Source organism: Burkholderia sp. AU31624, from assembly GCF_020420065.1.
Taxonomy (GTDB): Bacteria; Pseudomonadota; Gammaproteobacteria; order Burkholderiales; family Burkholderiaceae; genus Burkholderia.
On the sequence record NZ_JAIZRT010000003.1, the window covers coordinates 274343 to 301272 of the forward strand.

Consider the following 26930-nt stretch of genomic DNA (forward strand, 5'->3'; position numbering starts at 1 on the left):
GGTTGCGGCCCGCCCAACGGCGCCGCAACGGCGATGCGAAATTAGGTTTGATTTTTCTGAACTTTTTCTGCTAGAATCGCCGTCTGTCTTTTTTCCAACCAGTTCTAGCCATCGAAGGGCCTTGTCTGTAAGGGCTTCGGCGTTCTGAGTGCAGCCATGGATCACGTGGCGGTACGATGGAACCTTCATCGGCGATCGAACCCCGAATTTAGCGTATTAGGAGTGCTCTCATGGCACGCGTATGCCAAGTAACTGGGAAAGCGCCGATGAGCGGCAACAACGTTTCCCACGCCAACAACAAGACCAAGCGTCGCTTCCTGCCGAACCTGCAAAACCGCCGGTTCTGGGTTGAGAGCGAAAACCGCTGGGTGCGCCTGCGCGTCTCGAACGCCGGCCTGCGCCTGATCGACAAGAACGGCATCGATTCCGTGCTCGCTGACCTGCGCGCACGCGGCGAAGCCTAAGCCCAAGGAGCACAATCATGGCAAAAGGCGCACGCGACAAGATCAAGCTTGAGTCGACCGCTGGTACGGGTCACTTCTACACGACCACGAAGAACAAGCGCAACATGCCGGAAAAGATGGCGATCAAGAAGTTCGATCCCGTCGTCCGCAAGCATGTGGAATACAAAGAAACCAAGATCAAGTAATCTCCGGTTTCTGCCAGCCTGACGGCGACCGAAAAGCCCCGCACATGCGGGGCTTTTTGTTTTGCGCGCACGCTCCGGCGCGACGCGGTATGCTCTCCCCTTTCCGCGGCCACGGCTGCCGGAACGCACAAGATCAAAAGCGTAACGATGGAGATGCAGCATGAAATTCGACGTGGCGATCGTCGGCAGCGGCCTGGCAGGGCTGTCGGTCGCACTCAACCTGGCCAGCACGCGACGTGTCGCGCTGATCGCGAAACGGTCGATGATGGAGGGCGCGAGCGATAACGCGCAAGGCGGCATCGCGGCAGTCCTCGATTCGGCGGACAGCATCGAGAACCACGTCGACGACACGCTGGTCGCCGGTGGCGGCTTGTGCGACGAAGGCGCGACGCGCTATATCGTCGAGCACGGCCGCGAAGCGATCGAATGGCTGATCTCGCAGGGTGTGCCGTTCACGAAGGACGACGCGGCCGAGCTCGGCTTCCACCTCACGCGTGAAGGCGGCCACAGCCACCGCCGGATCATCCACGCGGCCGACGCGACCGGCCATGCGGTGCTCGCCACGCTGTCGGCGCGTGCACGCCAGCATCCGAACATCACGTTCTTCGAAAACCACCACGCGATCGACCTGATCACGTCGGACCGGCTCGGCCTGCCCGGCCGCCGCTGTCACGGCCTGTACGCGCTCGACGTCGACAACGACCGCACGATCACGATCGAGGCGCCGCATACGGTGCTCGCCACGGGCGGCGCCGGCAAGGTCTACCTGTACACGACGAACCCCGACACCGCGACCGGCGACGGCATCGCGATGGCGTGGCGCGCAGGTTGCCGCGTGTCGAACATGGAATTCATCCAGTTCCACCCGACCTGCCTGTTCCATCCGTATGCGAAGTCGTTCCTGATTTCCGAAGCCGTGCGCGGCGAAGGCGGCCTGCTGAAGCTGCCCGACGGCACGCGCTTCATGCCCGCGCACGATCCGCGCGCCGAACTCGCGCCGCGTGACATCGTCGCGCGCGCGATCGACTTCGAGATCAAGAAGCGCGGGATCGACTGCGTGTATCTCGACATCAGCCACCAGCCGGAAGCGTTCCTGCGCGAACACTTCCCGACGATCCACGCGCGCTGCCTCGAATTCGGCATCGACATCGCGAAGGAGCCGATTCCCGTCGTGCCGGCCGCACACTACACGTGCGGCGGCGTCGTCACCGACCTCGCCGGGCGCACCGATCTCGCGGGCCTGTATGCGGTCGGCGAAACGTCGTATACGGGGCTCCACGGCGCGAACCGGCTCGCGAGCAACTCGCTGCTCGAATGCCTCGTGATCGGCCGCGCGGCGGCCGAGGCGATCGAAGCGGCCGGCTTCGATGCCGAAACGCCGGCCACGCTGCCCGCCTGGGACGAAAGCCGTGTGTCGGATGCGGACGAGGAAGTCGTCGTTGCGCACAACTGGGACGAGCTGCGCCGCCTGATGTGGAACTACGTCGGCATCGTGCGCACCGACAAGCGCCTCGAACGCGCGAAGCACCGGCTGTCGCTGCTGCGCGACGAGATCCAGGAGTACTACGCGAACTTCCGCGTGACGCGCGACCTGCTCGAACTGCGCAACCTCGTCGACGTGGCGACGCTGATCGTGAAGAGCGCGCACTCGCGCCGCGAAAGCCGCGGGCTGCACTACAGCCGCGACTGGCCGAACTCGCTGCCGAAGGCGCTGCCGAGCGTGCTCACGCCGCGCGCGCGTCGTTGAGCGGCACACCCTTCCCGGTTGCGGCCGCACAGGAAAAAAGCCGTTGGCGTTTGCGCGCCAACGGCTTTTTTATCTGATCGAGCGCGTTCGGTCAGTCGACGATCCGCATCGAATAGTCCGTCGCGCGCACGTCCTTCGTCAGCGCGCCGATCGAGATGCGATCGACCCCCGTTTCCGCGAACGCACGCACCGTATCGAAATTGACGCCGCCCGACACTTCGAGCACGGCCTTGCCGTTCGCCACGCGCACCGCTTCACGCATCATGTCGAGCGTGAAGTTGTCGAGCAGCACCGACTGCGCGTGATGTGCGAGCGCCGTATCGAGTTGTGCAAGCGTCTCGACTTCGACCTGCACGGGCACGCCCGAGTCCAGCGCAAACGCCGCGTCGAGTGCCTCGCCGACACCGCCTGCCGCCGCGATGTGGTTTTCCTTGATCAGGATGCCGTCATACAGCGCGAGGCGCTGGTTCTCACCGCCGCCGACGCGCACCGCATACTTTTGCGCGAGCCGCAGGCCCGGCAGCGTCTTGCGCGTATCGAGGATCTTCGCGCGCGTGCCTTCGACGCGATCGACGTAACGACGCGTCGCGGTCGCGACGCCCGACAGCAGCTGCAAGAAGTTCAATCCGTTGCGCTCGGCCGTCAGCAGCGCGCGCGCCGGCCCTTCGAGTTCGCAGACGGTCGAATCGGGCGACATACGATCGCCTTCGCGATAGCGCCACTGCAGGGCGATCGCCGGATCGATCCGGGCAATCACGGCCTCGAACCACGGCACGCCGCACAGCACGGCCTCCTCGCGCACGATGATGCGTGCACGGCGACGTCCGCCGCCCGGTACGAGCCGCCCGGTCTGGTCGCCGGTGCCAACGTCTTCCGCGATCGCATCGGCCACGTTGCGCGCGATCGCATCGTCGAATGCCGCGCCGTACTGCTCGCGGACGATGTTGAAGAGCGGGGATACTGCGGCGCTCGCGCCGCCTTCCGCCGGGCCGCCCCCAAGGGGGGTGGCCGCCCCCTCGAGGGCCAGCGAACGAATGTGAGCGTGGGGGCTATTCATTACGCAGCCCCCACGTTCGCGAACAGTTGCTGGTCACGCTGCAGATCGCCGCTCGCCTGCACGCGCTTCTTGTGCGCGGCCGCGAAATCGAGCATTCGGTCGATCGGCAGGCGTGCGCGCTCGCCGATCGCGGGATCGACGAAGATCTCGTTGTGACCGCGTTCGAGCACGTCGGCAAGGTTCGCGAGGCCGTTCATCGCCATCCACGGGCAGTGCGCGCAGCTCTTGCAGCTGGCGCTGTTGCCGGCCGTCGGCGCGGCGATGAAGGTCTTGCCGGGCGCCGCAAGCTGCATCTTGTGCAGGATGCCGAGATCGGTCGCGACGATGAAATGCGTCGCGTCGAGCTTGACCGCCGCATCGATCAGTTGCGTGGTCGAGCCGACCACATCGGCCTGCGCGACGACGTTTTCCGGCGATTCCGGGTGGACGAGCACCTTCGCGTCCGGATACTCGGCGCGCAGCAGATCGAGCTCGATGCCCTTGAATTCGTCGTGAACGAGGCACGAGCCTTGCCACAGCAGCATGTCCGCGCCGGTTTTCTTCTGGATGTAGCTGCCGAGATGGCGATCCGGCGCCCAGATGATCTTCTCGCCACGTGCGTGCAGGTCGGCCACGATCTCGAGGCCGATCGACGACGTGACCATCCAGTCCGCGCGCGCCTTCACGGCGGCGCTGGTATTCGCGTAGACGACGACGGTACGGTCGGGATGCGCATCGCAGAACGCCGAGAATTCGTCGACGGGGCAACCGAGGTCGAGCGAGCAGGTCGCGTCGAGATCGGGCATCAGGATGCGTTTGTTCGGGCTCAGGATCTTCGCGGTTTCGCCCATGAAGCGCACGCCGGCGACAACCAGCGTCTGGGCGTCGTGGTCACGGCCGAAGCGGGCCATTTCGAGCGAATCGGCGACACAGCCGCCGGTTTCGTCGGCGAGTTCCTGCAACTCGGCGTCGACGTAGTAGTGCGCGACCAGCACGGCCTTTTCGCGCACGAGCAATGCCTTGATGCGCGCTTTCAGCGCGGCCCGCTCTTCGGCGGACGGTGCATCGGGCACCTTGGCCCAGGCCTGCCCCACGCCGCACACGGTCCCTGCTGCAACGGGCCGGTCGTACTCGACGGGTTTGATCGTCGATTGCATCTCCATATCTCCTGTCGACCAGCGTTAGCGCTTTAGCGCTTACGCTGGTCCCATGCTTCGCGGTCGATCAGAGTTGGCGCTTTAGCGCTTACTCTGATCCCATGCTTCGCGGTCGATCAGCGTTAGCGCCTTAGCGCCCACTCCGATCCCACCCCCTGCGTTTGCCCCGGAGCAACGCTTCCCCGCTGCCCCAAGCCTCATACCAATCCGGCCCTGCCAATCACCATTCAAAAACCGGCGGACCAAATAAAAAACCCCGCCAACGCGGGGTTTTTGACGTCCTTAGATTCTAATCGATTTCGAATCAGGCGTAGCGGCGCAGGCGCGTCGCAAATTCCTGCAGCGCCTTGATGCCGCTTTGTTCTGCGCGATGGCACCAATCCTGCAATTGCGCGAGAAGCTGTTCGCGCGATGCGGTCGAACGATCCCAGATCGCGGCAAGATCCTGGCGCAGCTGGAAGTACGTTTGCAGCTTCTGGCTGTTCGCGAAGATTTCCGGCAGCAGCTTCTTCTGCGGCTCGTCGAGGCCGTCGGCGTCCTTGTGGAACCACTTGCGCGCGCCGCGCATCATCTGGTACTTCTCGCCGCCGATTTCCTTCAGGTGCGCAAGCTCCTGGCGGTACGCACGCTTCACGGCCTTGCCGTAGCGCGCCATCACTTCGTAGCGGTTCGACAGCACGGCCTGCAGCGTCTCCTGGTCGAGCACCGTCTTCGGCTTGTTCAGGCGCGGCGTCGGCGCGACCTTCTTCACCTTCGCGAGACCGAACGCCGACATGATGCGGATGTACATCCAGCCGATGTCGAACTCGTACCACTTGTTCGACAGCTTCGCCGACGTCGCGAACGTGTGGTGGTTGTTGTGCAGCTCTTCGCCGCCGATCACGATGCCCCACGGGAACAGATTCGTGCTCGCGTCGGCCGAGTTGAAGTTGCGATAGCCCCAGAAGTGACCGAAGCCGTTGACGACGCCAGCCGCCCAGAACGGAATCCAGACCATCTGCACGGCCCACACGGTCAGGCCGATCACGCCGAACAGCGCGACGTCGATCACCATCATCAGGCTGATGCCGAGAATCGGGTATTTCGAATAGACATTGCGCTCCACCCAGTCGCTCGGCGTGCCGTGTCCGAACTTGCGCATCGTCTCTTCGTTCTTCGCTTCCGCGCGATACAGCTCGGCGCCTTCGAGGAACACCTTCCAGATGCCGCGCGTTTGCGGGCTGTGCGGATCTTCCTCGGTCTCGCACTTCGCGTGGTGCTTGCGGTGAATCGCGGCCCACTGGCCGGTCAGCATGCCGGTCGTCATCCACAGCCAGAGGCGGAAGAAGTGGCTCGCGATCGGATGCAGCTCAAGCGCGCGGTGCGCCTGGCAGCGGTGCAGGTAGACCGTCACGCCGATGATCGTGACGTGCGTGACGGCGAGCGCGAACAACGCGACCTGCCACCACGAAAAATGCAGGAGCCCGTGGGAAAGAAAATCGAGCAGGGAATTCAACAAGGCAGTTACCTGTGATGAGAGCGACGCCGGCACGCGCCGAGCGTCAGAAAAATGAAAGCATACCGCGTGTAGACCAGAATTTTACTTCAACCGTTCCAAGTCTTTGTAAAAAATGAACATTTTCTTGCCCTGACGCAACAAACCCAGTCCATGGGCGGACTGGGAAAGGCCCGCGATCCGGTTCCGGCCGCGGGGTCGATACGATTGACGACCAGCGCGCGTCATGCCGCCGGTGTGTGCCCGTCCGCGGCGCCGTTGCCGGCCGTCACACCCGTGGCGGGAAAGGCGTCGGGCAACCCGACGACGCGCACCTCGCGCTGCGGGAACGGAATCGAAATCCCGTGCTCGCTGAACAGGCGCCAGATGTTCCGGTTCACGCTCGAACGCACGCCGGACGTGCCTTTCGCCGAATCCTCGATCCAGAAACCGAGCTCCAGGTCGATCCCGTCCGCCCCGAAACTCACCAGATACGGGGTCGGAGCAGGCTCCGCCAGCACGCGCGGCACGCCCTTGGCCGCATCGGCGAGCAGCGTGAGCGCGTGCTCGACGTCGCTCGTGTACGCGACCTGCACGGCGACCTTCGCGTAGCCGCGCGTCAGGTACGACGACTGGTTCTGCACGACGTCGGTGATCAGCTTTTCGTTCGGGATTAGCGTCTCGTTGCCGTCGAGGCCGCGCACGACCGTGTAGCGCGTGCGGATCTGCGTGACCACGCCCTGCAAACCGCCGACGCTGATCGCGTCGCCGAGCCGCAGCGAGCGGTCGAGCAGGATGATGAAGCCCGACACGTAGTTGCTGGCGATCTTCTGCAGCCCGAAACCGAGGCCGACACCCACCGCGCCGCCGAACACGCCGAGCACCGTCACGTCGATGCCGACCAGCGACAACCCGATCAGGATCGCCGCGAACACGAGCAGCGCGCGGCCGACCCGCGACAGCACGACCTTCAGGTTCGCGTCGAGCGTGCTCGCACGTGTGAGGCGATCCTCGAGCACCGAGCCGAGCCACATCGCGACCATCAGCGTCACGCACACCCACAGCGCGCCGGAAATTACCGACAGCAGCGTGAGATGAGCATTGGCGACACGGAACTGCACGCTGTCGAGCCAGCCGAGCACGTCACGCTGGATGCCGAGCACGGTCAGCACCATCGCGGCCCACACGACGGTCGACACGATCTTCTCGACGATCGACAGCCATGCATGCGTGTGGCCGTCGCGCGCGAACACGCGCCGCGCAAAGAAGAACAGCACGTAGATCAGCCCGATGCCGAACAGCGGCACGAGCGCGAGCGACAGCAGCGACGTCGACATGAACGGGTCGAACGCGAGCTGCGCGCCGCCCACGAACAGGCCGCCGAACAGCGGGAACAACGCGCGCTTCAGGCTTTGCGCGCCCGCGCCGGGCGCACGTCCGGCCGCCCGGCGGCGCGCGTCGATCCGGCCGTGCACGAAGCGCGCGGCCACCCATGCGAAGCACAGCGCGCCGATGAGGATCGCCGCCTGCCAGATCATCACCGGCTGGTGGAAATCGCGGATGACCAATGCCAGCCGGTGCGACAGCAGGCGGCTCTGCAGATTCTCCATCGTCCGTCCAGCCCGCCGTTACTGCGCAGCGCGCCGTTCGAGCACCGCGGCGAAGAAGCCGTCGGTCGCGTGGCGATGCGGCCACAGCGACAGGTAGTCGCCCGTCTCGAGCTCGATGCGCTGGTCGTCCAGCACCTTCTGCGCCGGCACCAGCACGAAGTCGGGATGGTCGGCCAGGAACTGTTCGACGATGCGTTCGTTCTCGGCGTCGAGCACGCTGCAGGTCGCGTAGACGAGCCGGCCGCCCTTCTTCACCAGGCGGGCGGCGCTCGCGAGAATCGACGCCTGCTTCGGCGTCAGCTCGTCGATCGCGGTGCGCGTCTGGCGCCACTTCAGGTCCGGGTTGCGGCGCAGCGTGCCGAGCCCGCTGCACGGCGCATCGACCAGCACGCGGTCGATCTTGCCGGCGAGCCGCTTGATCTTCGCGTCGTGTTCGCTGTCGATCAGCACGGGGTTCACGTTCGACAGGCCGCTGCGCGCGAGGCGCGGCTTCAGCTTCGCCAAGCGCTTCTCCGACACGTCGAACGCGTAGAGGCGCCCGGTCGAGCGCATCATCGCGCCCAGCGCGAGCGTCTTGCCGCCCGCCCCCGCGCAGAAATCGACGACCATCTCGCCGCGGCGCGGCGCGACCAGCGAACACAGCAGCTGGCTGCCTTCGTCCTGCACCTCGATCGCGCCTTCCTCGAACAGCCTCAGGCGCGTCAGCGCCGGCTTGCCGACCACGCGCACGCCGAACGGTGAAAACGGCGTCGCGCCCGCATCGATGCCTTCCGCGCGCAGTCCGTCGATGACCTGGTCACGGCTGGCCTTCTGCACGTTGGCGCGCAGGTCGAGCGGCGCCGGGTAGTTCAGCGCGGCCGCGAGCTGCGCGAGCTCGTCGGCGTCGAAACGGGCCGACAAGGCCTGGTGGATCCAGTCGGGCAGGTTCGTGCGGATGCGCACCGGCAGGCTCGCCGGATCGATCTTCGACACGTGCTCGAGCCATGCGGACTCGGTGTCGGACAGGAACGGCTTCAGCGCATTGCGGCCAGCCGTCTGCATCAGGCCGAGCAGCGTGAGGCGCCGCGCGGGCGTGCCCGTGCCGCTCTCGGCGAGATGCGAAAACTCCATCTTGCGGCGCAGCACCGCGAACACGGCCTCGGCGATCACGCCGCGCTCGGCATGCCCGAGCTTCGGATGCGCGCGGAAGAACCGGCTCGTCGTCGCATCGGCGGGGCCGGCGAACTTCAGCACCTCGGCCAACAAAGTCTCGGTCTGGCCGATCAGGAATCCGTGCAGTTTCATACGCCCTCACTCGTTTCGGTATGCGGTTGATCCGCGAAAATCCAGCGCGCCTCTTCCGGCGCCACCACTGCACGGCCGTTCTCGAGGCGCAGACGCCCCTCGATGAACCAGCGCACCGCGCGCGGATACAGCACATGCTCGACCGTCAGCACACGCTGCGCGAGCGCGGCCGCGTCGTCGCCCGCGCGCACGGGCACCGCGCCCTGCGCGACGATCGCGCCGCTGTCGAGTTCGGGAATGACGAAATGCACGCTCGCGCCATGTAGCGCGACCCCTGCGTCGAGCGCCTGCTGGTGCGTGTGGATGCCCTTGAAGCTCGGCAGCAGCGACGGATGGATGTTCAGCAGCCGGCCTTCATATCGTCTGACGAATGCGGGCGTGAGAATGCGCATGAAGCCGGCGAGGACCACGAGATCGGGCGCGAATCGGTCGATCTCGGCGGCGAGCGCCGCGTCGAAGCTGTCGCGGCCGTCGAACGACCGGTGGTCGACCACCGCCGTCGCCACCCCGTGCGACGCGGCAAATGCCAGGCCGGCCGCGTCGGGCCGGTTGGCGATCACGGCCGCAACCTCGGCCGGCCAGCGTTCCTGCGCGCACGCGCGGACGATGGCCTCCATGTTGCTGCCGCGACCGGAAATCAGGATCACGAGTTTTTTCATCCGCGAATTTTACCATTCGCCCCCGCGTTTCCCCCCTTCTCGGCCGCCGGCCCGCCCGAACGTTTATAATCTTCTGCTTTGCGGCATCCCACCGCCCATTCCCCCGACGCTGCATCCGCTATCGTGAAAGTCTTCCGCGGCCTGCCCAACGCCGAGAGCCGCGCCCCGTGCGCGCTGACGATCGGCAACTTCGACGGTGTCCATCGCGGCCACCAGGCCCTGCTCGCGCGCGTGCGCGCGGCAGCGGACGCGCGCGGCCTGCCCGTGTGCGTGATGACGTTCGAACCGCACCCGCGCGAATTCTTCAACCCGGCCGGCGCGCCGCCGCGCATCGCGATGCTGCGCGACAAGCTCGAGGCGCTGCGCGATCACGGCGTCGACCGCGTGGTCGTCGAGCATTTCAACCACACGTTCGCGAGCCAGTCGCCGCAGGCGTTCGTCGAACGCACGCTGGTGAACGGGCTGCACACGCGCTGGATGATGGTCGGCGACGATTTCTGCTACGGCGCGAAACGCGCGGGCACCTTCGACACGCTGCAGGCAGCCGGCGCGCAATACGGCTTCGAGGTCGAGCAGATGGGTACGGTGGCCGGCAGCGACGGCACGCGCATCTCGAGCTCGGGCGTGCGCGCCGCGCTCACGGCCGGCGATCTCGATGCGGCCGCGCAGGCGCTCGGCCATGGCTATGCGATCAGCGGCCACGTCGCGCACGGGCTGAAGCTCGGCCGCGACCTCGGCTTCCCGACGCTGAACCTGCCGATCGCACACAAGCGGCCGGCGCTCGCGGGCATCTTCGTCGTGCAGGTGCACGGCCTCGGCCCCGCCCCGCTGCCGGGCGTCGCGAGCCTCGGCCTGCGCCCGACCGTCGACGATTCGGGCCGCGTGCTGCTCGAAGTCCACCTGCTCGACTGGCACGGCGATGCCTATGGCAAGCTCATCCGCGTCGAATTCCTGAAGAAGCTGCGCGACGAGGCGAAATTCGACGATCTCGAGACGCTGTCGCGCGCGATCGCGCTGGACGTCGCGAATGCGCGTGCGTACTTCATCGAGCGCGACCGTGCGCCGGGCAGCCGCGCCACGGGCTTCGCGACGTCGGCCACCGACCGAATTAGCTGATCCGGACGGCGGCGCCCCGCGCCGCACCCTCGCGCCGCCCAGTCGCGCGCATACCCGATTCACGACGCTCGCGCGTCCCCCGAGATTGAGATAGCGATTCCATCATGAGCAACAAGAAAGCCGATTCGAAACCGCAGGCCAAGTATCCGGTCAACCTGCTCGACACGCCGTTCCCGATGCGCGGCGACCTGCCCAAGCGCGAGCCGCAGTGGGTCAAGGAATGGGAAGAGCGCGGCATCTACGAGAAGATCCGCGCGGCCAGCGCCGGCCGGCCGAAGTTCATCCTGCACGACGGCCCGCCGTATGCGAACGGCGACATCCACCTCGGCCACGCCGTCAACAAGATCCTGAAGGACATCGTCGTCAAGTCGCGCAACATGGCCGGCTTCGACGCGCCGTACGTGCCGGGCTGGGATTGCCACGGGATGCCGATCGAAATCCAGATCGAGAAGCAGTTCGGCAAGTCGCTGCCGGCGGCCGAAGTGATGAGCAAGGCGCGCACGTACGCGACCGAGCAGATCGAGAAGCAGAAGGTCGGCTTCAAGCGCCTGGGCGTGCTCGGCGACTGGGCCAACCCGTACAAGACGATGAACTTCGTGAACGAGGCGGAAGAGCTCCGCGCGCTCGGCAAGATCATCGAGAAGGGCTACGTGTATCGCGGGCTGAAGCCGGTGAACTGGTGCTTCGACTGCGGCTCGGCGCTCGCGGAAGCGGAAGTCGAGTACAAGGACCGCACCGATCCGACGATCGACGTGATGTTCGCGTTCGCGGAACCGGAAAAGACCGCGCAGGCGTTCGGCCTGCCGGCGCTGCCGCGCGCCGAAGGCGGCATCGTGATCTGGACCACCACGCCGTGGACGATCCCCGCGAACCAGGCGCTGAACCTCCATCCGGAAATCGTCTACGCGCTGGTCGACACCGAGCGCGGGCTGCTGATCATCGCGGAAGAACGCGTCGAAGCCTGCATGACCGACTTCAAGCTGACGGGCCGCGTCGTGGCGACCGCGCCGGGCGTGAAGCTCGCGGGCCTGCGCTTCCACCACCCGCTCGCGTCGGCTCACCCCGGCTACAAGCGCACCGCACCCGTGTACCTCGGCGATTACGTGACGACCGACACGGGTACCGGCGTCGTGCACTCGTCGCCCGCATACGGTATCGAGGACTTCGTGTCCTGCAAGGCACACGGGATGACCGACTCGGACATCATCAACCCGGTGATGGGCGACGGCCGCTACATCGAATCGCTGCCGCTGTTCGGCGGCCTGTCGATCTGGGACGCGAACCCGAAGGTCGTCGACGCGCTGAACGCGGCTGGCTCGCTGCTGCGCAGCGAGCACTACAAGCACAGCTACATGCACTGCTGGCGCCACAAGACGGCGATCATCTACCGCGCGACGTCGCAGTGGTTCGCCGGCATGGACGTGACGCCGCGCGACGGCGGCAAGACGCTGCGCGAAACCGCGCTGGAAGGCATCGACGCGACCGCGTTCTACCCGTCGTGGGGCAAGCAGCGCCTGTTCAGCATGATCGCGAACCGTCCCGACTGGACGCTGTCGCGCCAGCGCCAGTGGGGCGTGCCGATGGCGTTCTTCGTGCACAAGGAAACCGGCGAGCTGCATCCGCGCACGCTCGAGCTGCTCGAGGAAGTCGCGAAGCGCGTCGAGCAGTCGGGCATCGAGGCGTGGCAGACGCTCGACCCGCGCGAGCTGATCGGCGACGACGCGAACCTGTACGAAAAGAACCGCGACACGCTCGACGTGTGGTTCGATTCGGGCACGACGCACTGGCACGTGCTGCGCGGCTCGCACAAGGATCAGTTGCAGTTCCCGGCCGACCTCTACCTCGAGGGCTCGGACCAGCACCGCGGCTGGTTCCACTCGTCGCTGCTCACGGCGTCGATGATCGACGGCCGCGCGCCGTACAAGGGCCTGCTGACGCACGGCTTCACGGTCGACGGCGAAGGCCGCAAAATGAGCAAGTCGCTCGGCAACGGCATCGACCCGCATGAAGTCGCGAACCGTCTCGGCGCGGAAATCATCCGCCTGTGGATCGCGTCGACCGACTACTCGGGCGAGCTCGCGATCTCCGAGGAGATCCTGAAGCGCGTGACCGAAGGCTACCGCCGCATCCGCAACACGCTGCGCTTCCTGCTCGCGAACCTGTCGGACTTCGACTTCGCGCAGCATGCCGTGCCGGTCGACGAATGGCTCGAGATCGATCGCTATGCGGTCGCGTTCTCGCAGCAGCTTCAGACTGAGCTGCTCGGCCACTACGAGAAGTACGAATTCCACCCGGTCGTCGCGAAGCTGCAGACGTACTGCTCGGAAGATCTCGGCGGCTTCTACCTCGACGTGCTGAAGGACCGCCTGTACACGAGCGCGGCCGATTCGCGCGCACGCCGTTCCGCGCAGACGGCGCTGTACCACCTGACGCACGGCCTGCTGCGCGTGCTCGCACCGTTCCTGTCGTTCACGGCGGAAGAAGCGTGGAAGGTGTTCCAGCCGGCCAGCGACACGATCTTCACGGAAACCTACTACGCGTATCCGGAAGTCGACGGCTCGGCCGCGCTGATCGAGAAGTGGGCGCTGCTGCGCGAGGTGCGCGGCAACGTGACGAAGGCGCTCGAGGAAGCACGCACCGCGAACCGCATCGGTTCGTCGCTGCAGGCCGAAGTCGCGGTGCACGCGAGCGGCGCACGCTACGACGCGCTCACGAGCCTCGGCGACGATCTGAAGTTCGTGCTGATCACGTCGGCCGCGACGGTCGTCAGGGTCGATGACGAAGCACAGGAAAGCGTCGACGTGGCTGCGTCGACGTACCAGAAATGCGAGCGCTGCTGGCACTACCGTGAAGATGTCGGCGCGCATGCCGATCATCCGACGCTGTGCGGCCGCTGCTTCTCCAACCTGTTCGAAAACGGCGAAATCCGGAGCGCTGCTTAACCATGGCGAAGACCCTGTCGAAACCGGCCAGCGGCGCGCTTGCGCCCTGGCTCGGCATTTCGCTGATCGTGATCCTGTTCGACCAGCTGTCGAAGATCGCGATCCTGAAGACGTTCGCGTACGGCGCGCAGCACGAGCTGACGTCGTTCTTCAACCTCGTGCTGGTGTACAACCGCGGCGCCGCGTTCGGCTTCCTGTCGACCGCGGGCGGCTGGCAGCGCTGGGCGTTCACCGCGCTCGGCATCGCCGCGACGCTCGTGATCTGCTTCCTGCTGAAGCGTCACGGCCAGCAGCGGTTGTTCAGCCTGTCGCTCGCGATGATCCTCGGCGGTGCACTCGGCAACGTGATCGACCGGCTCGTCTACGGCCATGTGATCGACTTCCTCGATTTCCATCTCGGCGCCTGGCACTTCCCGGCGTTCAACCTCGCCGATTCCGCGATCACGGTCGGCGCGGTGCTGCTGATCTACGACGAACTGCGTCGCGTGCGCGGCTCGCGCTAAGCGCGCATACTCGGCGTCGACGGCCGGCTTCGCGCCGGCCGTTCCGTTTGACCCTTGGAGGCCTGAGTTGGCACACGCAGAACTCGCAGGAAAACACCTCGTTCTCGGCCTGACCGGCGGCATCGCCTGCTACAAGATCGCCGAGCTCACGCGGCTGCTCGTGAAGGCCGGCGCGACCGTGCAGGTCGCGATGACCGAAGCCGCCACCCAGTTCATCACGCCCGTCACGATGCAGGCGCTGTCGGGCCGGCCCGTCTACACGAGCCAGTGGGACGCGCGCGTCGGCAACAACATGGCGCACATCGACCTGTCGCGCGAAGCCGATGCGATCGTGATCGCGCCCGCGTCGACGGATTTCCTCGCGAAGCTCGCGCACGGGTTCGCGGACGATCTGCTGTCGACGCTGTGCGTCGCGCGCGACTGCCCGCTGCTCGTCGTTCCCGCGATGAACCGCCAGATGTGGCAGAACCCGGCCACGCAGCGCAACGCAGCGCAACTGCGCGCGGACGGCGTGTCGGTACTCGGCCCGGATTCGGGCGCGCAGGCGTGCGGCGAAGTCGGCGACGGCCGCATGCTCGAGCCCGAGGCGATCTACGAAGCGATCGTCGCGCACTTCGCGCCGAAGGTGCTCGCGCACCGGCGCGTGCTGATCACGGCCGGCCCGACGTTCGAACCGCTCGACCCGGTGCGCGGCCTCACGAACCGCTCGAGCGGCAAGATGGGCTTCGCGCTCGCGCGCGCCGCGCAGCAGGCCGGCGCCGACGTGCATCTCGTCGCGGGGCCGGTGGCGCTCGACACGCCGTGGGGCGTCTACCGCCAGGACGTGCAGACTGCGCAGCAGATGTACGACGCGGTCATGCATGCGGTCGCCGATGCCGACATCTTCATCGCGGTGGCTGCCGTCGCCGACTGGCGCGTCGCCCAGCCGGCCGAGCACAAGATGAAGAAGACGGCCGACCGCAAGATGCCCGAGCTCGCGTTCGTCGAGAACCCCGACATCCTCGCATCGGTCGCGGCGCTGCCCGATCCGCCGTTCTGCGTCGGCTTCGCGGCCGAAAGCGGCGACCTCGACGTGCACGGCGACGAGAAGCGCAAGCGCAAGAACGTGCCGCTGCTGGTCGGCAACCTCGGCCCGCTGACGTTCGGTCGCGACGACAACGAAGTCGTGCTGTTCGAGGCCGCCGGCCTCACGCGCCTGCCGCGCGCACCGAAGGACGAACTCGCGCACACGCTCGTCGCGGAAATCGCGAAGCGCCTGCCCGACAACCGCCTGATCTGATCTCCCGCGCGGCGGCCGTTGCCGCCGCGCCCTTCCCGACTCATCCGACGACCGCATGAAACTCGACCTGAAGATCCTCGACGCGCGCATGCGCGACTACCTGCCCGCCTACGCAACCACCGGCAGCGCGGGCCTCGACCTGCGTGCGTGCCTCGATGCACCGGTCACGCTGCAGCCGGGCGAGACGACGCTCGTGCCGACCGGCCTCGCGATCCATCTCGCCGATCCCGGCTACGCGGCGCTGATCCTGCCGCGCTCGGGCCTCGGCCACAAGCACGGCATCGTGCTCGGCAACCTCGTCGGCCTGATCGATTCCGACTACCAGGGCCAGCTGATGGTCTCGACGTGGAACCGCGGCCAGACCGAGTTCGTGCTGAATCCGTTCGAGCGGCTCGCCCAGCTCGTGATCGTGCCGGTCGTGCAGGCGCAGTTCAACATCGTCGACGACTTCGCCGAAAGCGATCGTGGCGAGGGCGGCTTCGGCAGCACCGGCCGTCACTGAACGACGCAACGAAAAAAGGGGCCGCGGCCCCTTTTTTTCAATCCTTCGCCGTCATTCCTCGACGGGTTGTGCGATCCGCGCGGGCGTCAGGTCGCGCTGCCGCGAATGAGCCACGATCGCGTAGATCACCATCGCGACCAGCACGCCGAGCAGCACGGCCGACGAGCCGATCGTGCCGAGCGCGAGGCCGCCCTTCGCCACCGGCTTCGTCAACAGGTCGCCGACCGTCGCGCCGAACGGGCGCGTGAGCACGAACGCGGCCCAGAACAGCAGCACGCCGGAGATCCGCGTGAAATAGTGCGCCAGCACGATCACCGCGAGCAGCCCGCCGATCAGCAGCGCGCCGCCACCGAAGCCGAGCCCAGAGCTGTCCGCGAGAAAGTCACCGAGCGCAGTGCCGAGCGTGTTCGAGAACAGGATCGCGATCCAGTACAGCAGTTCGACCTTGCGCGTGCGGATCAGGTCGACCGACAGCGATTCGCCGCTGAGGCGCCACACGGCGAAGATCGCCAGCAGGATCGCGACGAGAATCGACGAGCCGGCCGCATAGCCGAGGCCGAGCGTGCGGTCCATGAAGTCGGACATCGTCGTGCCGGCCGTGCTCGTCGCGACGATCACGGCCCAGTAGATCGCCGGGCGATAGCGTGTCGTCCTGAGCTGCGCGCCCAGCGTCACGAGAAAGAAGCCGAACAGCAGGATGGAGCTCACCGCGTAGCCGACGTTCAGCGTCATCGACAGCAGGTCGCCGCCAGTTTCGCCGAGCGTCGTCGCGCAGATCTTCATGATCCAGAACGCGAGCGTAATTTCGGGAAGTTTGTTCATTCGAACCCCTTTTGCAGGAAAGCGGCAAGCCGGCGCATGCCGGCCGGCCTTGCAGACAGGATCGAATTTAATCGCCGCGGGCTTAACGCAACCTTAGCGAACGGGAAATCGGCGCGTGCGGGCCGCGCCGCGCCCCTCAACGCGCGTGCTGGTGGCGGTAATGGAGCGCGTACGCAAGCGTGAGCAGCACGACGAACACGACGCCGACCACCATCGTCATCCGGAATTCGCGCGTGAACGCGGTCGTGAACAGGATCGCCGCGACGAGCCCCGCGCCGAGCAGGCTGCCGAACGGGTGCCCCCACATCCGGAACGCGAGCGCGGGGCCGCGATACTGCGAACGGAAGCGCAGGTGCGTGACGAAGATCATCAGCCACGTGAACAGGGCGCCGAACATCGCGATCGCCATCATCACGGTGAACGCGGTGTCGGGAGCCAGCGCGACCAGCACGGCCGCCACCGCGACGCCGCTCGTCGAGATCCACAGCGCCGCGCGCGGCACGCCGTTCGTGCCGAGCCGGCCGAACACCGCGGGCGCGAGCCGCGCGCGCGACAGGCTGAACATCATCCGCGTCGTCACGTAAAGCTGGCTGTTCATCGCCGACAGCGCCGCGATCAACAGCACGAAGTTGATCACGCCTGCCGCATACGGCACATGAGTCGCGGCCATCACCTTCACGAACGGGCTTTCGTCGGTGCCGGCCTGCGTCCACGGCACGATCGCGAGCATCAGCGACAGCGTCAGCAGGTAGAACAGCACGAGCCGGAACACGGTCGAGCGGAACGCGCGCGTGACCGCGTGCTGCGGATCACGCGCCTCGCCGGCCGCGATCGCGACCGCTTCGATGCTCATGTAGCTGAAGATCGCGACGATCACCGCGACCCAGGTGCCCCACGGCCCCTTCGGCATGAAGCCGCCGTGCGCGGTGTAGTTCGCGAAACCGACGCCCGATGCGGCCGGCGCCGACCACACGAGATAGGCGCCGAGCACGATGAACACGACGATCGCCGCGATCTTCAGCAGCGAGAACGCGTATTCGACCGTGCCGTACAGCGTGACGCTCGCGAGGTTCACGGCGATCAGCAGCGCGGAGAAGCCGATCACCCAGTACCAGCCGGGCACCGCCGGGAACCAGTACTTCATGAACACGGCGATCGCGCTGATCTCGGTGCCGATCGCGAACACGACCGCGAACCAGTACGCATAGCGCACCAGGAAACCCGCCAGCGGGCCGACATAGTGCTCGGCATACGCGCCGAACGAGCCGGCCGTCGGATGGGCGACCGTCATTTCCGCGAGCGCGCCCATCAGCAGCAGCGCGATCAGTGCGCCGATCGCATACGAGACCAGCACGCTCGGGCCGGCGAGCCCGATCGCGAACCCGCTGCCGAGAAACAGCCCCGTGCCGATCGCGCCGCCGATCGCGATCATCGCCATCTGCCCAGACGTCAGCGCATGGCGCAAACCCTGTTCGCGCGCGACGATGTCGTCGAACGTCCGTTGTTGTGTCACTGCGTTGCCACTCCCCTGACCACCACCGCGCCGCCGGCGCCAGATAAAACGAAACGGCGCGGAAAACATCCCGCGCCGTTCGCATGAACTACCCGATTATCGCCTACTCGACTTCGACCGCCTCTTCGTTAGGCTTGTGCGGCGGGTTCCCGAGCTTGTCGAACGACAACTGCACCTTGTCGCCTTCGTCGACGTCGACCGTCACGTGACCGCCGTTCAGCAGCTTGCCGAACAGCAGTTCGTCGGCCAGCGCACGGCGGATCGTGTCCTGGATCAGCCGCTGCATCGGTCGCGCGCCCATCAGCGGATCGAAGCCGTGCTTCGCGAGATGCTTGCGCAACGCGTCGGTGAAGAGCGCGTCGACCTTCTTCTCGTGCAGCTGTTCCTCGAGCTGGATCAGGAACTTGTCGACCACGCGCATGATGATTTCCTCATCGAGCGAGCGGAAGCTGATGATCGAATCCAGGCGGTTGCGGAACTCCGGCGTGAACAGGCGCTTGATGTCGGTCATCTCGTCGCCCGTTTCACGGCGCGTCGTGAACCCGATGGTCGCCTTCTGCATCGACTCGGCGCCCGCGTTCGTCGTCATGATGATGATGACGTTGCGGAAATCCGCCTTGCGGCCGTTGTTGTCCGTCAGCGTGCCGTGGTCCATCACCTGCAGCAGCACGTTGAAGATGTCCGGATGCGCCTTCTCGATTTCGTCGAGCAGCAGCACGCAGTGCGGCTTCTTCGTGACGGCTTCGGTCAGCAGGCCGCCCTGGTCGAACCCGACATAGCCCGGCGGCGCGCCGATCAGGCGGCTCACCGCGTGACGCTCCATGTATTCCGACATGTCGAAGCGGATCAGCTCGATGCCGAGCGTGAACGCGAGCTGGCGCGCCACTTCGGTCTTGCCGACGCCCGTCGGGCCGGAGAACAGGAACGCGCCGATCGGCTTGTCCATCTTGCCGAGACCCGCGCGCGCCATCTTGATCGAGGCAGCCAGTGCGTCGATCGCCGGATCCTGGCCGAACACGACGCTCTTCAGGTCGCGGTCGAGCGTCTGCAGCTTGCTGCGATCGTCCTGCGACACGCTCTGCGGCGGCACGCGCGCGATCTTCGAGATGATTTCCTCGATCTCGCTCTTGCCGATCGTCTTCTTCTGCTTCGACTTCGGCAGGATGCGCTGGGCCGCGCCCGCTTCGTCGATCACGTCGATCGCCTTGTCCGGCAGATGACGGTCGGTGATGAAGCGCGCCGACAGTTCGGCCGCGGCCGACAGCGCACCCGACGAATACTTGACGCCGTGATGCTCCTCGAAGCGCGACTTCAGCCCGCGCAGGATCGCGACCGTCTGCTCGACGCTCGGCTCCGTCACGTCGACCTTCTGGAAGCGCCGCGACAGCGCCGCGTCCTTCTCGAAGATGCCGCGATATTCGGTAAACGTGGTCGCGCCGATGCACTTGAGCACGCCCGACGACAGCGCCGGCTTCAGCAGGTTCGACGCATCGAGCGTGCCGCCCGACGCGGCGCCCGCGCCGATCAGCGTGTGGATCTCGTCGATGAAGAGGATCGCGTGCGGACGCTCCTTCAGTTCCTTCAGCACCGTCTTCAGCCGTTGCTCGAAGTCGCCGCGGTACTTGGTGCCCGCGAGCAACGCGCCCATGTCGAGCGAGTAGACCTGCGCGTTCGCGAGGATGTCCGGCACTTCGCCGCGCGTGATGCGATAGGCGAGCCCTTCCGCGATCGCGGTCTTGCCGACGCCGGCCTCGCCGACGAGCAGCGGATTGTTCTTGCGGCGGCGGCACAGCACCTGGACCACGCGCTCGACCTCGGGCTCGCGACCGATCAGCGGATCGATGCGGCCGTCCTTCGCCATCTGGTTCAGGTTCTGCGTGAATTGCGCGAGCGGCGTTTCCTTCTGCGCATTCGCGTCTTCGCTTTCCGCATTCGCGTCGGACGACTTCGCGGCTTCGCCGCTGTTCGTCTTTGCGATGCCATGCGAAATGAAGTTCACGACGTCGAGGCGCGTGACACCCTGCTGCTGCAGGTAGTACACGGCATGCGAATCCTTCTCGCCGAAGATCGCGACCAGCACGTTCGCGCCGGTTACTTCCTTCTTGCCGTTCGACGTCGACTGGACGTGCATGATCGCGCGCTGGATCACGCGCTGGAAACCGAGCGTCGGCTGGGTATCGACATCGTCGGTACCCGGGACGGTAGGTGTGTTGTCGTGGATGAAATTGCGCAGGTTCTGACGCAAGTCCTCGATGTTTGCCGCGCACGCGCGCAACACCTCGGCCGCCGTCGGATTATCCAGCAGGGCCAGCAGCAAATGCTCGACCGTGATGAACTCATGGCGCGCCTGGCGTGCTTCCATGAACGCCATGTGCAGGCTGACTTCCAATTCCTGGGCAATCATGCTTCCTCCATCACGCACTGCAGCGGATGCCCGGCCTGCCGCGCATGGGTAACGACTTGCTCAACCTTGGTCGACGCGATGTCCCGCGTATAGACCCCACAAACCCCTCGCCCTTCACGATGGACCTTCAGCATGATCTGAGTGGCCGTCTCGCGATCCTTCTTGAAATACTCCTGGACCACCATCACGACGAATTCCATCGGCGTGAAGTCGTCGTTCAGCAGCACCACCTTGTACATCGAAGGCGGCTTGAGCTTCTGCTGCTTGCGTTCCAGGACGGTGCTGTCCTGCTTGTCCGGGATAATCGCCATACACCCATTCTAAACAACTCGGACAGGCCCGCAATCCTGCCATTACCCGACCGACCGGCCGGCGCCCTCCCCGGAATCCCGGAACACGCGATCTTCTTCGTGCCATACGAAAGCCGGCTGCGGTGCCGGCTTTCACGCGTGGCGCGGAACACGAACCGTCAGGGGGAACCGCACCGGAACGTCGTGTCCGCATCCAGTATCCCACAAGCCGGGACGACTCGAACGCGTGTCACTCGAGCCTGGTATATGAGCCGATTATGCGGCTTTTCAAGACCGCGCGCTTGGCCGCGTGCTGCCAAGCAAAGCCGGAAAAACCCTGAAAATGGGTTCTTTACAACGTCCCTCTAAACGTCTAAAAATTCCACTTGACACTCCAATAAAGAGCGCCAACAATCAAGCTGGCACTTTTTTCAATTTGCCGGTTGGCAAAATGAAAGAGGCCGAAGGTGAGCTTGTGAGGGGGGAACGGCTGTGTTTTCCGGTCGTTTAGCTTTTCGAGCGTGCTCGTGGTAAGTAGCAGCGACTGTGTGACAGGGGAAGTAGGAAATGGCAACTGGTATCGTTAAGTGGTTCAACGACGCGAAGGGCTTCGGTTTCATCACTCCCGACGAGGGCGGTGAGGATCTGTTTGCGCACTTCTCGGCTATCACCATGAATGGCTTCAAGACGCTGAAGGAAGGCCAGAAGGTGAGCTTTGACGTCGTTCAAGGACCGAAGGGCAAGCAAGCGTCGAACATCCAGGCCGCATAAGGCACCGGATATCAGACGAAGAAACCCGGCGCATGGTTTGCGCCGGGTTTCTTTATTTGAGGCCGGCCAATCGATAATCGATTGGCCGACCTTTTCGTTCAATCCCGATAATTGAACACACATTGTCTTGTCACGCGCGCAGATCGGATACTCATCCCGCGCGTGAAACATAATCATCACCTCGTTACACGACCTTCAGCGTGCCCATCATGCCGAGATCCTCGTGTTCGAGAATGTGGCAATGAAACATGCGCTCTCCAGGCATGTCTTGCGTGACGAGAATCGTCACGGTTTCGCCGCTGCGCACGTTCACCGTATCGCGCCATGCACGGAACGGTTCGCTCGTGCGCGCACCGCCCGACTCGCGCTCGATCACCTGGAACTGCGTGCCATGCAGGTGGAACGGGTGATCCATGTCGGTGCCGTTGCGGATCGTCCAGCGCTCGACGTCGCCACGGCGGCTCGTCAGCGTCGCGCGATGCGGCGCGTAGGTGTCGCCGTTGATCGTGAAGCGCATGCCCGCCGGACGGCCGTGCGCGGCCCCCTTCATCATCGCGTCCATGTCCATCTCCTCGCCGAACGCGACCGTCTTGTGCGCGACCGGTTCGCCCAGCGACGGCACCGTACGCAGGGTCGCCGGCAGCGCACGTGCGGCGGCCGGCGCGAATGCGACGTCGGCCAGTGCCAGCGCCGGATCGGGCGGCAGGCTGCCGTGTCCGTCATCGTGCGACATCGACATCTTGCGGCGGTCGTATTCGGCCGCCTGCAGCACGGCGCGCGACGCCCGGTCGCCGGCGCGGACCAGCAGTTCCGCCCGTTCGCCCGGCGCGATCAACAGCGACGTGACGCGGCGCGGCGCGTCGAACAGGCCGCCGTCGGTGCCCGCATGCTCGAACGCGCGGCCGTCGTCGAACGCGACGCGCAAATAGCGCGCGCTGCACGCGTTCCACACGCGCCAGCGCTCGTCGCCCGCGACATCGATCCGCGGCCGGCGGGCGCCGTTGACCAGCACGAACTGGCCCTCGCGACCGTTCATCCAGTCCATCATGTCGTTCGGTGCAACCGTGCCGTCGCGCGCAAGCTTCAGGTCCGACACGAACAGGTTGCGCTCGGGCCAGCCCGCCAGCGGATCGTCCACGGCGCGCACGACGAACGGACCGGCGAGCCCGCGGAAGACCTGTTCGGCCGTCATCATGTGCGGATGCGGGTGGTACCAGTAGGTGCCGGCACTCCCCTTCGGCAACGTGAAGCGGTACACGCGCGACGCGCCGGGCGCGACCGGATCGGAAGGATTGCCGTCCTGGTCGGGCGGCACCGGCAGGCCGTGCCAGTGGATGGTCGACGGCTGCGGCAGCTTGTTCACGAACTTGATCTCGACCGTGTCGCCCTCGCGCACGTCGATCAGCGGACCGACGACGGGGCCCTGCGTGCCCGCACCGAACTGCCAGAACGTGGTCGGCCGTGCACCGTGCAGCATCGGGCGCGCCACGGGCTGCGCCACCAGCGTGGCCCGAAACATGCCGGGCTCGCGGCTTTCGTTCGCGAGCGTGCGCAGCGCCGCGAGCGGCGCGCCGGCCGGCAACGCGTCGGCGGCCGCGAGCGCGGCCGGTGCGGACTTGCCGTGCTGCCCGTGACCCGCCATCCCTGACATGCCGGGCATGTCGTCCATCGAGTCCATGCCGGCCATGCCGGCGTGACCTGCATGCTGCGCCCACGCGGCGCGCGCGAACAGCGACGCAGCCGCGACACCGATGGCGCGCGACAGGAAGGTTCTCCGTATCATCAATCGTTCCTCGTTATCCATGCTGGGTCGCGCGGCCGCCGCGACGCCCGCGCCGGCCGGCCGAAGCGCCGGTGCGCGACGCAAATCCTGATGCCCGCGTCATCATAACCGCAGGGCCAAATCGAGACGCGCCGCGGCCGGCCGGGCGGCGATACGCCGCAGGGTTCGACCACGCCGCACCCGAATGGCACGCATCGGCCCGCATCGTCGATCGGCGATGCACGGCGCTTCGCTCACGGCCGAAGCGCCCTTCAACCCTGCCCCTGGCAGTTCCCAGGCAGTCGCCTCGCGCCTGCCGTTCGGCCCCACCACGACGCGGGCCACTTCACCGATCCGCAAACCCGTCAATATTTCACGATGCGGAACAAGTCTCTGCGTTATAAAAATTCGTGGTGCAGGGCACAAAATCCCCGTTTCGCGATGCCGAAAAACGTTCCGCAATACAAAATGATGAAAATAATTATTTGTTTTTAAAAGGGAAATTTTGTTTAGTGAAGGCGTTCTACATGCACCATCCGAGCGGGCCGCGGACGTAGACTTTGTTCCATGCACTGACGCTTCGCCACGACGTTCGATACAGAACCGGGCGCAAGCAGCCAGTCGGGCCACAGCCGGCCAAGTCGGCGGGCGGCACACCAGAATCGCTTGTGATCAGAAAGGGAGAACGGAAATGAAGGGATTTCGCTTTGGTTCAGCGCTCGGGTCGTTCTACATCCTGCCGGGTAACGGCGGCTGGGAAGCGACGTTCGGCAACGCCCTGCTCGGCGCATTCTCGTGCCCCGAAGTGGCAGCCGACCACATCTCCCGCGGCGACTGCGAGCAACTGTCCGAACTGGACACGGCAACGCTCGAAGTGCCGCACGAAATCGCCGAATGGGAAATCGTTCACGTCTGAATGACACGCCAGCAACGAAAAACGCCCCGGGCGTCCGGGGCGTTTTTCTTTTGTAGCCGGTGGCAGGCAGCGATGCCCGCCGCGCCGGCATGCGCATCGGCCCGCGCGATCGCGCGGCCTGCGTCAGGCGACCGCGTCGACGATGCCGTTCAGCGTCGCGCTCGGGCGCATGGCCTGGCTCGTCAGGTCGACGTTCGGACGGTAGTAGCCGCCGATGGCCTGCGCCTTGCCCTGCGCGGCTGCCAGTTCTTCCAGGATGCGCGCTTCGCTGTCGGACAGCGCCTTCGCCACGCCTTCGAACTGTGCCTTCAGCGCCGCGTCCTCGGTCTGCTCGGCCAGCGCCTGCGCCCAGTACAGGCACAGGTAGAAATGGCTGCCACGGTTGTCGAGGCCGCCGACCTTGCGCGCCGGCGACTTGTTCTCGTCCAGGAACTTGCCGGTCGCCTGGTCGAGCGTCTTCGCGAGCACGAGCGCCTTCGGGTTCTGGTACGCGTTGCCGAGGTGTTCGAGCGACGCGGCCAGCGCGAGGAATTCACCGAGCGAATCCCAGCGCAGGAAGCCTTCCTCGACGAACTGCTGCACGTGCTTCGGCGCGGAGCCGCCCGCACCCGTTTCGAACATCCCGCCGCCGGCCATCAACGGCACGATCGACAGCATCTTCGCGCTGGTGCCGAGTTCCATGATCGGGAACAGGTCGGTCAGGTAGTCGCGCAGCACGTTGCCGGTGACCGAGATCGTGTCCTTGCCCGCCCGGATGCGCTCGAGCGAGAAACGCGTGGCTTCGACCGGCGTCATCACGCGGATATCGAGGCCGTTCGTGTCGTGATCCTTCAGGTAACGCTCGACCTTCGCGATGATCTGCGCGTCGTGTGCACGCGCCGGATCGAGCCAGAACACGGCCGGTGCGCCGGTCGCGCGCGCGCGGTTGACAGCGAGCTTGACCCAGTCCTGCACCGGTGCGTCCTTCGTCTGGCACATGCGCCAGATGTCGCCCGCTTCCACCGCATGCTCGAGCAGCACGTTGCCCGCTTCGTCGGTGACGCGCACGACGCCGTCCGCCGGGATCTGGAACGTCTTGTCGTGCGAACCGTATTCTTCAGCCGCCTGCGCCATCAGGCCGACGTTCGGCACGCTGCCCATCGTGACCGGATCGAACGCGCCATGCTGCTTGCAGTCCTCGATCACGGCCTGGTAGACACCGGCGTAGCAGCGGTCCGGAATCACGGCCTTCGCGTCGTACAGCTGGCCGTCTGGGCCCCACATGCCGCCCGAATCGCGGATCATCGCCGGCATCGATGCGTCGACGATCACGTCGCTCGGCACGTGCAGGTTCGTGATGCCCTTGTCCGAGTTGACCATCGCCAGGCGCGGACGCACTGCGTATTCGGCCTTGACGTCGGCTTCGATCGCTTCGCGCGTGTCGGCCGGCAGGTCCTTCAGGCGCGCGTACAGGTCGCCGATGCCGTTGTTCGGGTTGAAGCCGACCTGCGCCAGCACGTCTGCGTGCTTCGCGAGCGCGTCGCGGTAGAACACCGACACGAAGTGACCGAACAGGATCGGGTCCGAGACCTTCATCATGGTCGCTTTCAGGTGCACCGAGAACAGCACGTCCTGCGCCTTCGCATCGGCAATCTGCGCTTCGATGAAGCTGCGCAGCGCGTTGCGGCTCATCACCGATGCGTCGATCACTTCACCGGCCTTCACGGCCGTCTTTTCCTTCAGCACCTTCTTCGCGCCGTCGGTCGTCGTGAGTTCGATCTTCACGCTACCGGCATCGGCGATCAGCGCCGACTTCTCGCTGCCGTAGAAGTCGCCTTCGCTCATGTGCGCGACGTGTGCCTTCGACGTGGCCTTCCACGCGCCCATCTTGTGCGGATGCTTGCGTGCGTAGTTCTTGACCGACAGCGGCGCGCGGCGGTCGGAGTTGCCTTCGCGCAGCACCGGGTTCACCGCGCTGCCCTTGATCTTGTCGTAGCGCGCCTTGACCGACTTTTCTTCGTCCGTCGACGGATCTTCCGGGTAGGCCGGCAGCTTGTAGCCCTGCGCGTGCAGTTCGGCGATCGCGGCCTTCAGCTGCGGCACCGATGCGCTGATGTTCGGCAGCTTGATGATGTTCGCTTCCGGCTTCAGCGTGAGCTGGCCCAGTTCGGCCAGATCGTCGGAACCCTTCTGCTCGGGCGGCAGGACGTCCGCGAATGCGGCGATGATGCGGCCGGCGAGCGAGATGTCGCGCGTTTCGACGGCGACGCCGGACGAGCGCGTGAAGGCCTTGACGATCGGCAGCAGCGAATAGGTCGCGAGCGCGGGCGCTTCGTCGGTGAGGGTGTAGATGATCTTGGGCGAAGTGGACATGGTGGTCAAAGCATTGCTACGTGATTGTTGAACAGGGAGCGCCGGCGGGTAACCGGCGGGGAGCGACCGGGTCGGTCGCGAAAGGGGCGCGCCGGCTCAGCCGGGCGGTGGTGTTGCGAGGGCCGTCATGTTCTACCTTGCA

General features: G+C 65.8%; 22 protein-coding genes. 10 read left to right on the plus strand and 12 right to left on the minus strand.

Annotated elements, in window-relative coordinates; translation table 11 throughout:
* Window positions 1-230: 230 nt before the first annotated feature.
* The 3 genes from rpmB to nadB all read left to right on the plus strand — a co-directional run bounded on the left by rpmB (window position 231) and on the right by nadB (window position 2396).
* Window positions 231-464, plus strand: coding sequence for a 50S ribosomal protein L28 (gene rpmB / locus LGM89_RS11605; protein ID WP_004186391.1), 234 nt, complete (start codon window positions 231-233; stop codon window positions 462-464).
* Window positions 465-481: 17 nt separating this feature from the next.
* On the plus strand, window positions 482-649 hold the full coding sequence (gene rpmG / locus LGM89_RS11610; protein WP_006478046.1) for a 50S ribosomal protein L33: 168 nt from the start codon (window positions 482-484) through the stop codon (window positions 647-649).
* A 160-nt stretch (window positions 650-809) separates the two neighbouring features.
* The gene (gene nadB / locus LGM89_RS11615; RefSeq protein WP_046544591.1) at window positions 810-2396 is read left to right on the plus strand and encodes an L-aspartate oxidase; all 1587 of its coding nucleotides are present in this window, start codon (window positions 810-812) and stop codon (window positions 2394-2396) included.
* 91 nt (window positions 2397-2487) lie between these two features.
* On the opposite strand, the gene nadC is transcribed toward nadB, so the two are convergent.
* The 6 genes from nadC to purN form a co-directional block, all read right to left on the minus strand.
* Window positions 2488-3453 carry a carboxylating nicotinate-nucleotide diphosphorylase gene (gene nadC / locus LGM89_RS11620; RefSeq protein WP_226273087.1) on the minus strand — a complete coding sequence of 322 codons (966 nt, stop codon included), beginning with the start codon at window positions 3451-3453 and terminating at the stop codon, window positions 2488-2490.
* A complete protein-coding gene (nadA, locus tag LGM89_RS11625; protein ID WP_226273088.1) occupies window positions 3453-4589 on the minus strand; it encodes a quinolinate synthase NadA in 1137 nt (378 codons plus the stop codon). The genes nadC and nadA overlap by 1 nt, the downstream gene beginning before the upstream one ends.
* Window positions 4590-4893: 304 nt before the next feature.
* Window positions 4894-6087: an acyl-CoA desaturase gene (locus tag LGM89_RS11630; protein ID WP_089426146.1), complete on the minus strand. Its 1194-nt coding sequence runs from the start codon at window positions 6085-6087 to the stop codon at window positions 4894-4896.
* A 221-nt stretch (window positions 6088-6308) separates the two neighbouring features.
* Window positions 6309-7673, minus strand: coding sequence for a mechanosensitive ion channel family protein (locus tag LGM89_RS11635; RefSeq protein ID WP_089495480.1), 1365 nt, complete (start codon window positions 7671-7673; stop codon window positions 6309-6311).
* Window positions 7674-7691: 18 nt separating this feature from the next.
* A complete protein-coding gene (locus tag LGM89_RS11640; RefSeq protein ID WP_089495481.1) occupies window positions 7692-8957 on the minus strand; it encodes an RsmB/NOP family class I SAM-dependent RNA methyltransferase in 1266 nt (421 codons plus the stop codon).
* The gene (gene purN / locus LGM89_RS11645) at window positions 8954-9616 is read right to left on the minus strand and encodes a phosphoribosylglycinamide formyltransferase (protein WP_039368183.1); all 663 of its coding nucleotides are present in this window, start codon (window positions 9614-9616) and stop codon (window positions 8954-8956) included. The genes LGM89_RS11640 and purN overlap by 4 nt, the downstream gene beginning before the upstream one ends.
* A 123-nt stretch (window positions 9617-9739) precedes the next feature.
* Between purN and LGM89_RS11650 the strand changes: the two genes are divergently transcribed.
* From LGM89_RS11650 to dut, 5 genes are all read left to right on the plus strand, one after another.
* The gene (locus tag LGM89_RS11650) at window positions 9740-10732 is read left to right on the plus strand and encodes a bifunctional riboflavin kinase/FAD synthetase (RefSeq protein ID WP_089440845.1); all 993 of its coding nucleotides are present in this window, start codon (window positions 9740-9742) and stop codon (window positions 10730-10732) included.
* A 104-nt stretch (window positions 10733-10836) separates the two neighbouring features.
* On the plus strand, window positions 10837-13674 hold the full coding sequence (gene ileS, locus LGM89_RS11655) for an isoleucine--tRNA ligase (protein ID WP_089495482.1): 2838 nt from the start codon (window positions 10837-10839) through the stop codon (window positions 13672-13674).
* Between the two features lie 2 nt (window positions 13675-13676).
* Window positions 13677-14177, plus strand: a complete 501-nt coding sequence (lspA, locus tag LGM89_RS11660) for a signal peptidase II (protein ID WP_069248662.1) — start codon at window positions 13677-13679, stop codon at window positions 14175-14177.
* Window positions 14178-14244: 67 nt separating this feature from the next.
* Complete coding sequence (gene coaBC, locus LGM89_RS11665; protein ID WP_089495483.1) at window positions 14245-15456, plus strand: bifunctional phosphopantothenoylcysteine decarboxylase/phosphopantothenate--cysteine ligase CoaBC; 1212 nt, start codon at window positions 14245-14247, stop codon at window positions 15454-15456.
* Window positions 15457-15511: 55 nt separating this feature from the next.
* Window positions 15512-15958 carry a dUTP diphosphatase gene (gene dut / locus LGM89_RS11670; protein WP_021160741.1) on the plus strand — a complete coding sequence of 149 codons (447 nt, stop codon included), beginning with the start codon at window positions 15512-15514 and terminating at the stop codon, window positions 15956-15958.
* Between the two features lie 51 nt (window positions 15959-16009).
* Here the strand turns inward: dut and LGM89_RS11675 are convergent, their stop codons facing one another.
* The 4 genes from LGM89_RS11675 to clpS all read right to left on the minus strand — a co-directional run bounded on the left by LGM89_RS11675 (window position 16010) and on the right by clpS (window position 21008).
* Window positions 16010-16780: a hypothetical protein gene (locus LGM89_RS11675; protein WP_089495484.1), complete on the minus strand. Its 771-nt coding sequence runs from the start codon at window positions 16778-16780 to the stop codon at window positions 16010-16012.
* Between the two features lie 136 nt (window positions 16781-16916).
* The gene (locus tag LGM89_RS11680) at window positions 16917-18293 is read right to left on the minus strand and encodes an amino acid permease (protein WP_226273089.1); all 1377 of its coding nucleotides are present in this window, start codon (window positions 18291-18293) and stop codon (window positions 16917-16919) included.
* 103 nt (window positions 18294-18396) lie between these two features.
* Window positions 18397-20697, minus strand: a complete 2301-nt coding sequence (gene clpA / locus LGM89_RS11685) for an ATP-dependent Clp protease ATP-binding subunit ClpA (RefSeq protein ID WP_089495486.1) — start codon at window positions 20695-20697, stop codon at window positions 18397-18399.
* Window positions 20694-21008: an ATP-dependent Clp protease adapter ClpS gene (gene clpS / locus LGM89_RS11690; RefSeq protein ID WP_006398529.1), complete on the minus strand. Its 315-nt coding sequence runs from the start codon at window positions 21006-21008 to the stop codon at window positions 20694-20696. The genes clpA and clpS overlap by 4 nt, the downstream gene beginning before the upstream one ends.
* Window positions 21009-21554: 546 nt before the next feature.
* On the opposite strand from clpS, the gene LGM89_RS11695 reads away from it, so the two are divergent.
* Window positions 21555-21758, plus strand: coding sequence for a cold-shock protein (locus LGM89_RS11695; protein WP_006478030.1), 204 nt, complete (start codon window positions 21555-21557; stop codon window positions 21756-21758).
* 184 nt (window positions 21759-21942) lie between these two features.
* Here LGM89_RS11695 and LGM89_RS11700 read toward each other — a convergent pair whose 3' ends face one another.
* Window positions 21943-23541: a multicopper oxidase family protein gene (locus LGM89_RS11700; protein ID WP_226273090.1), complete on the minus strand. Its 1599-nt coding sequence runs from the start codon at window positions 23539-23541 to the stop codon at window positions 21943-21945.
* A gap of 670 nt (window positions 23542-24211) precedes the next feature.
* Here LGM89_RS11700 and LGM89_RS11705 point away from each other — a divergent pair.
* On the plus strand, window positions 24212-24436 hold the full coding sequence (locus LGM89_RS11705; RefSeq protein ID WP_006490888.1) for a hypothetical protein: 225 nt from the start codon (window positions 24212-24214) through the stop codon (window positions 24434-24436).
* Between the two features lie 123 nt (window positions 24437-24559).
* On the opposite strand, the gene LGM89_RS11710 is transcribed toward LGM89_RS11705, so the two are convergent.
* Window positions 24560-26788, minus strand: coding sequence for an NADP-dependent isocitrate dehydrogenase (locus LGM89_RS11710; protein ID WP_226273091.1), 2229 nt, complete (start codon window positions 26786-26788; stop codon window positions 24560-24562).
* Between the last annotated feature and the right edge of the window lie 142 nt (window positions 26789-26930).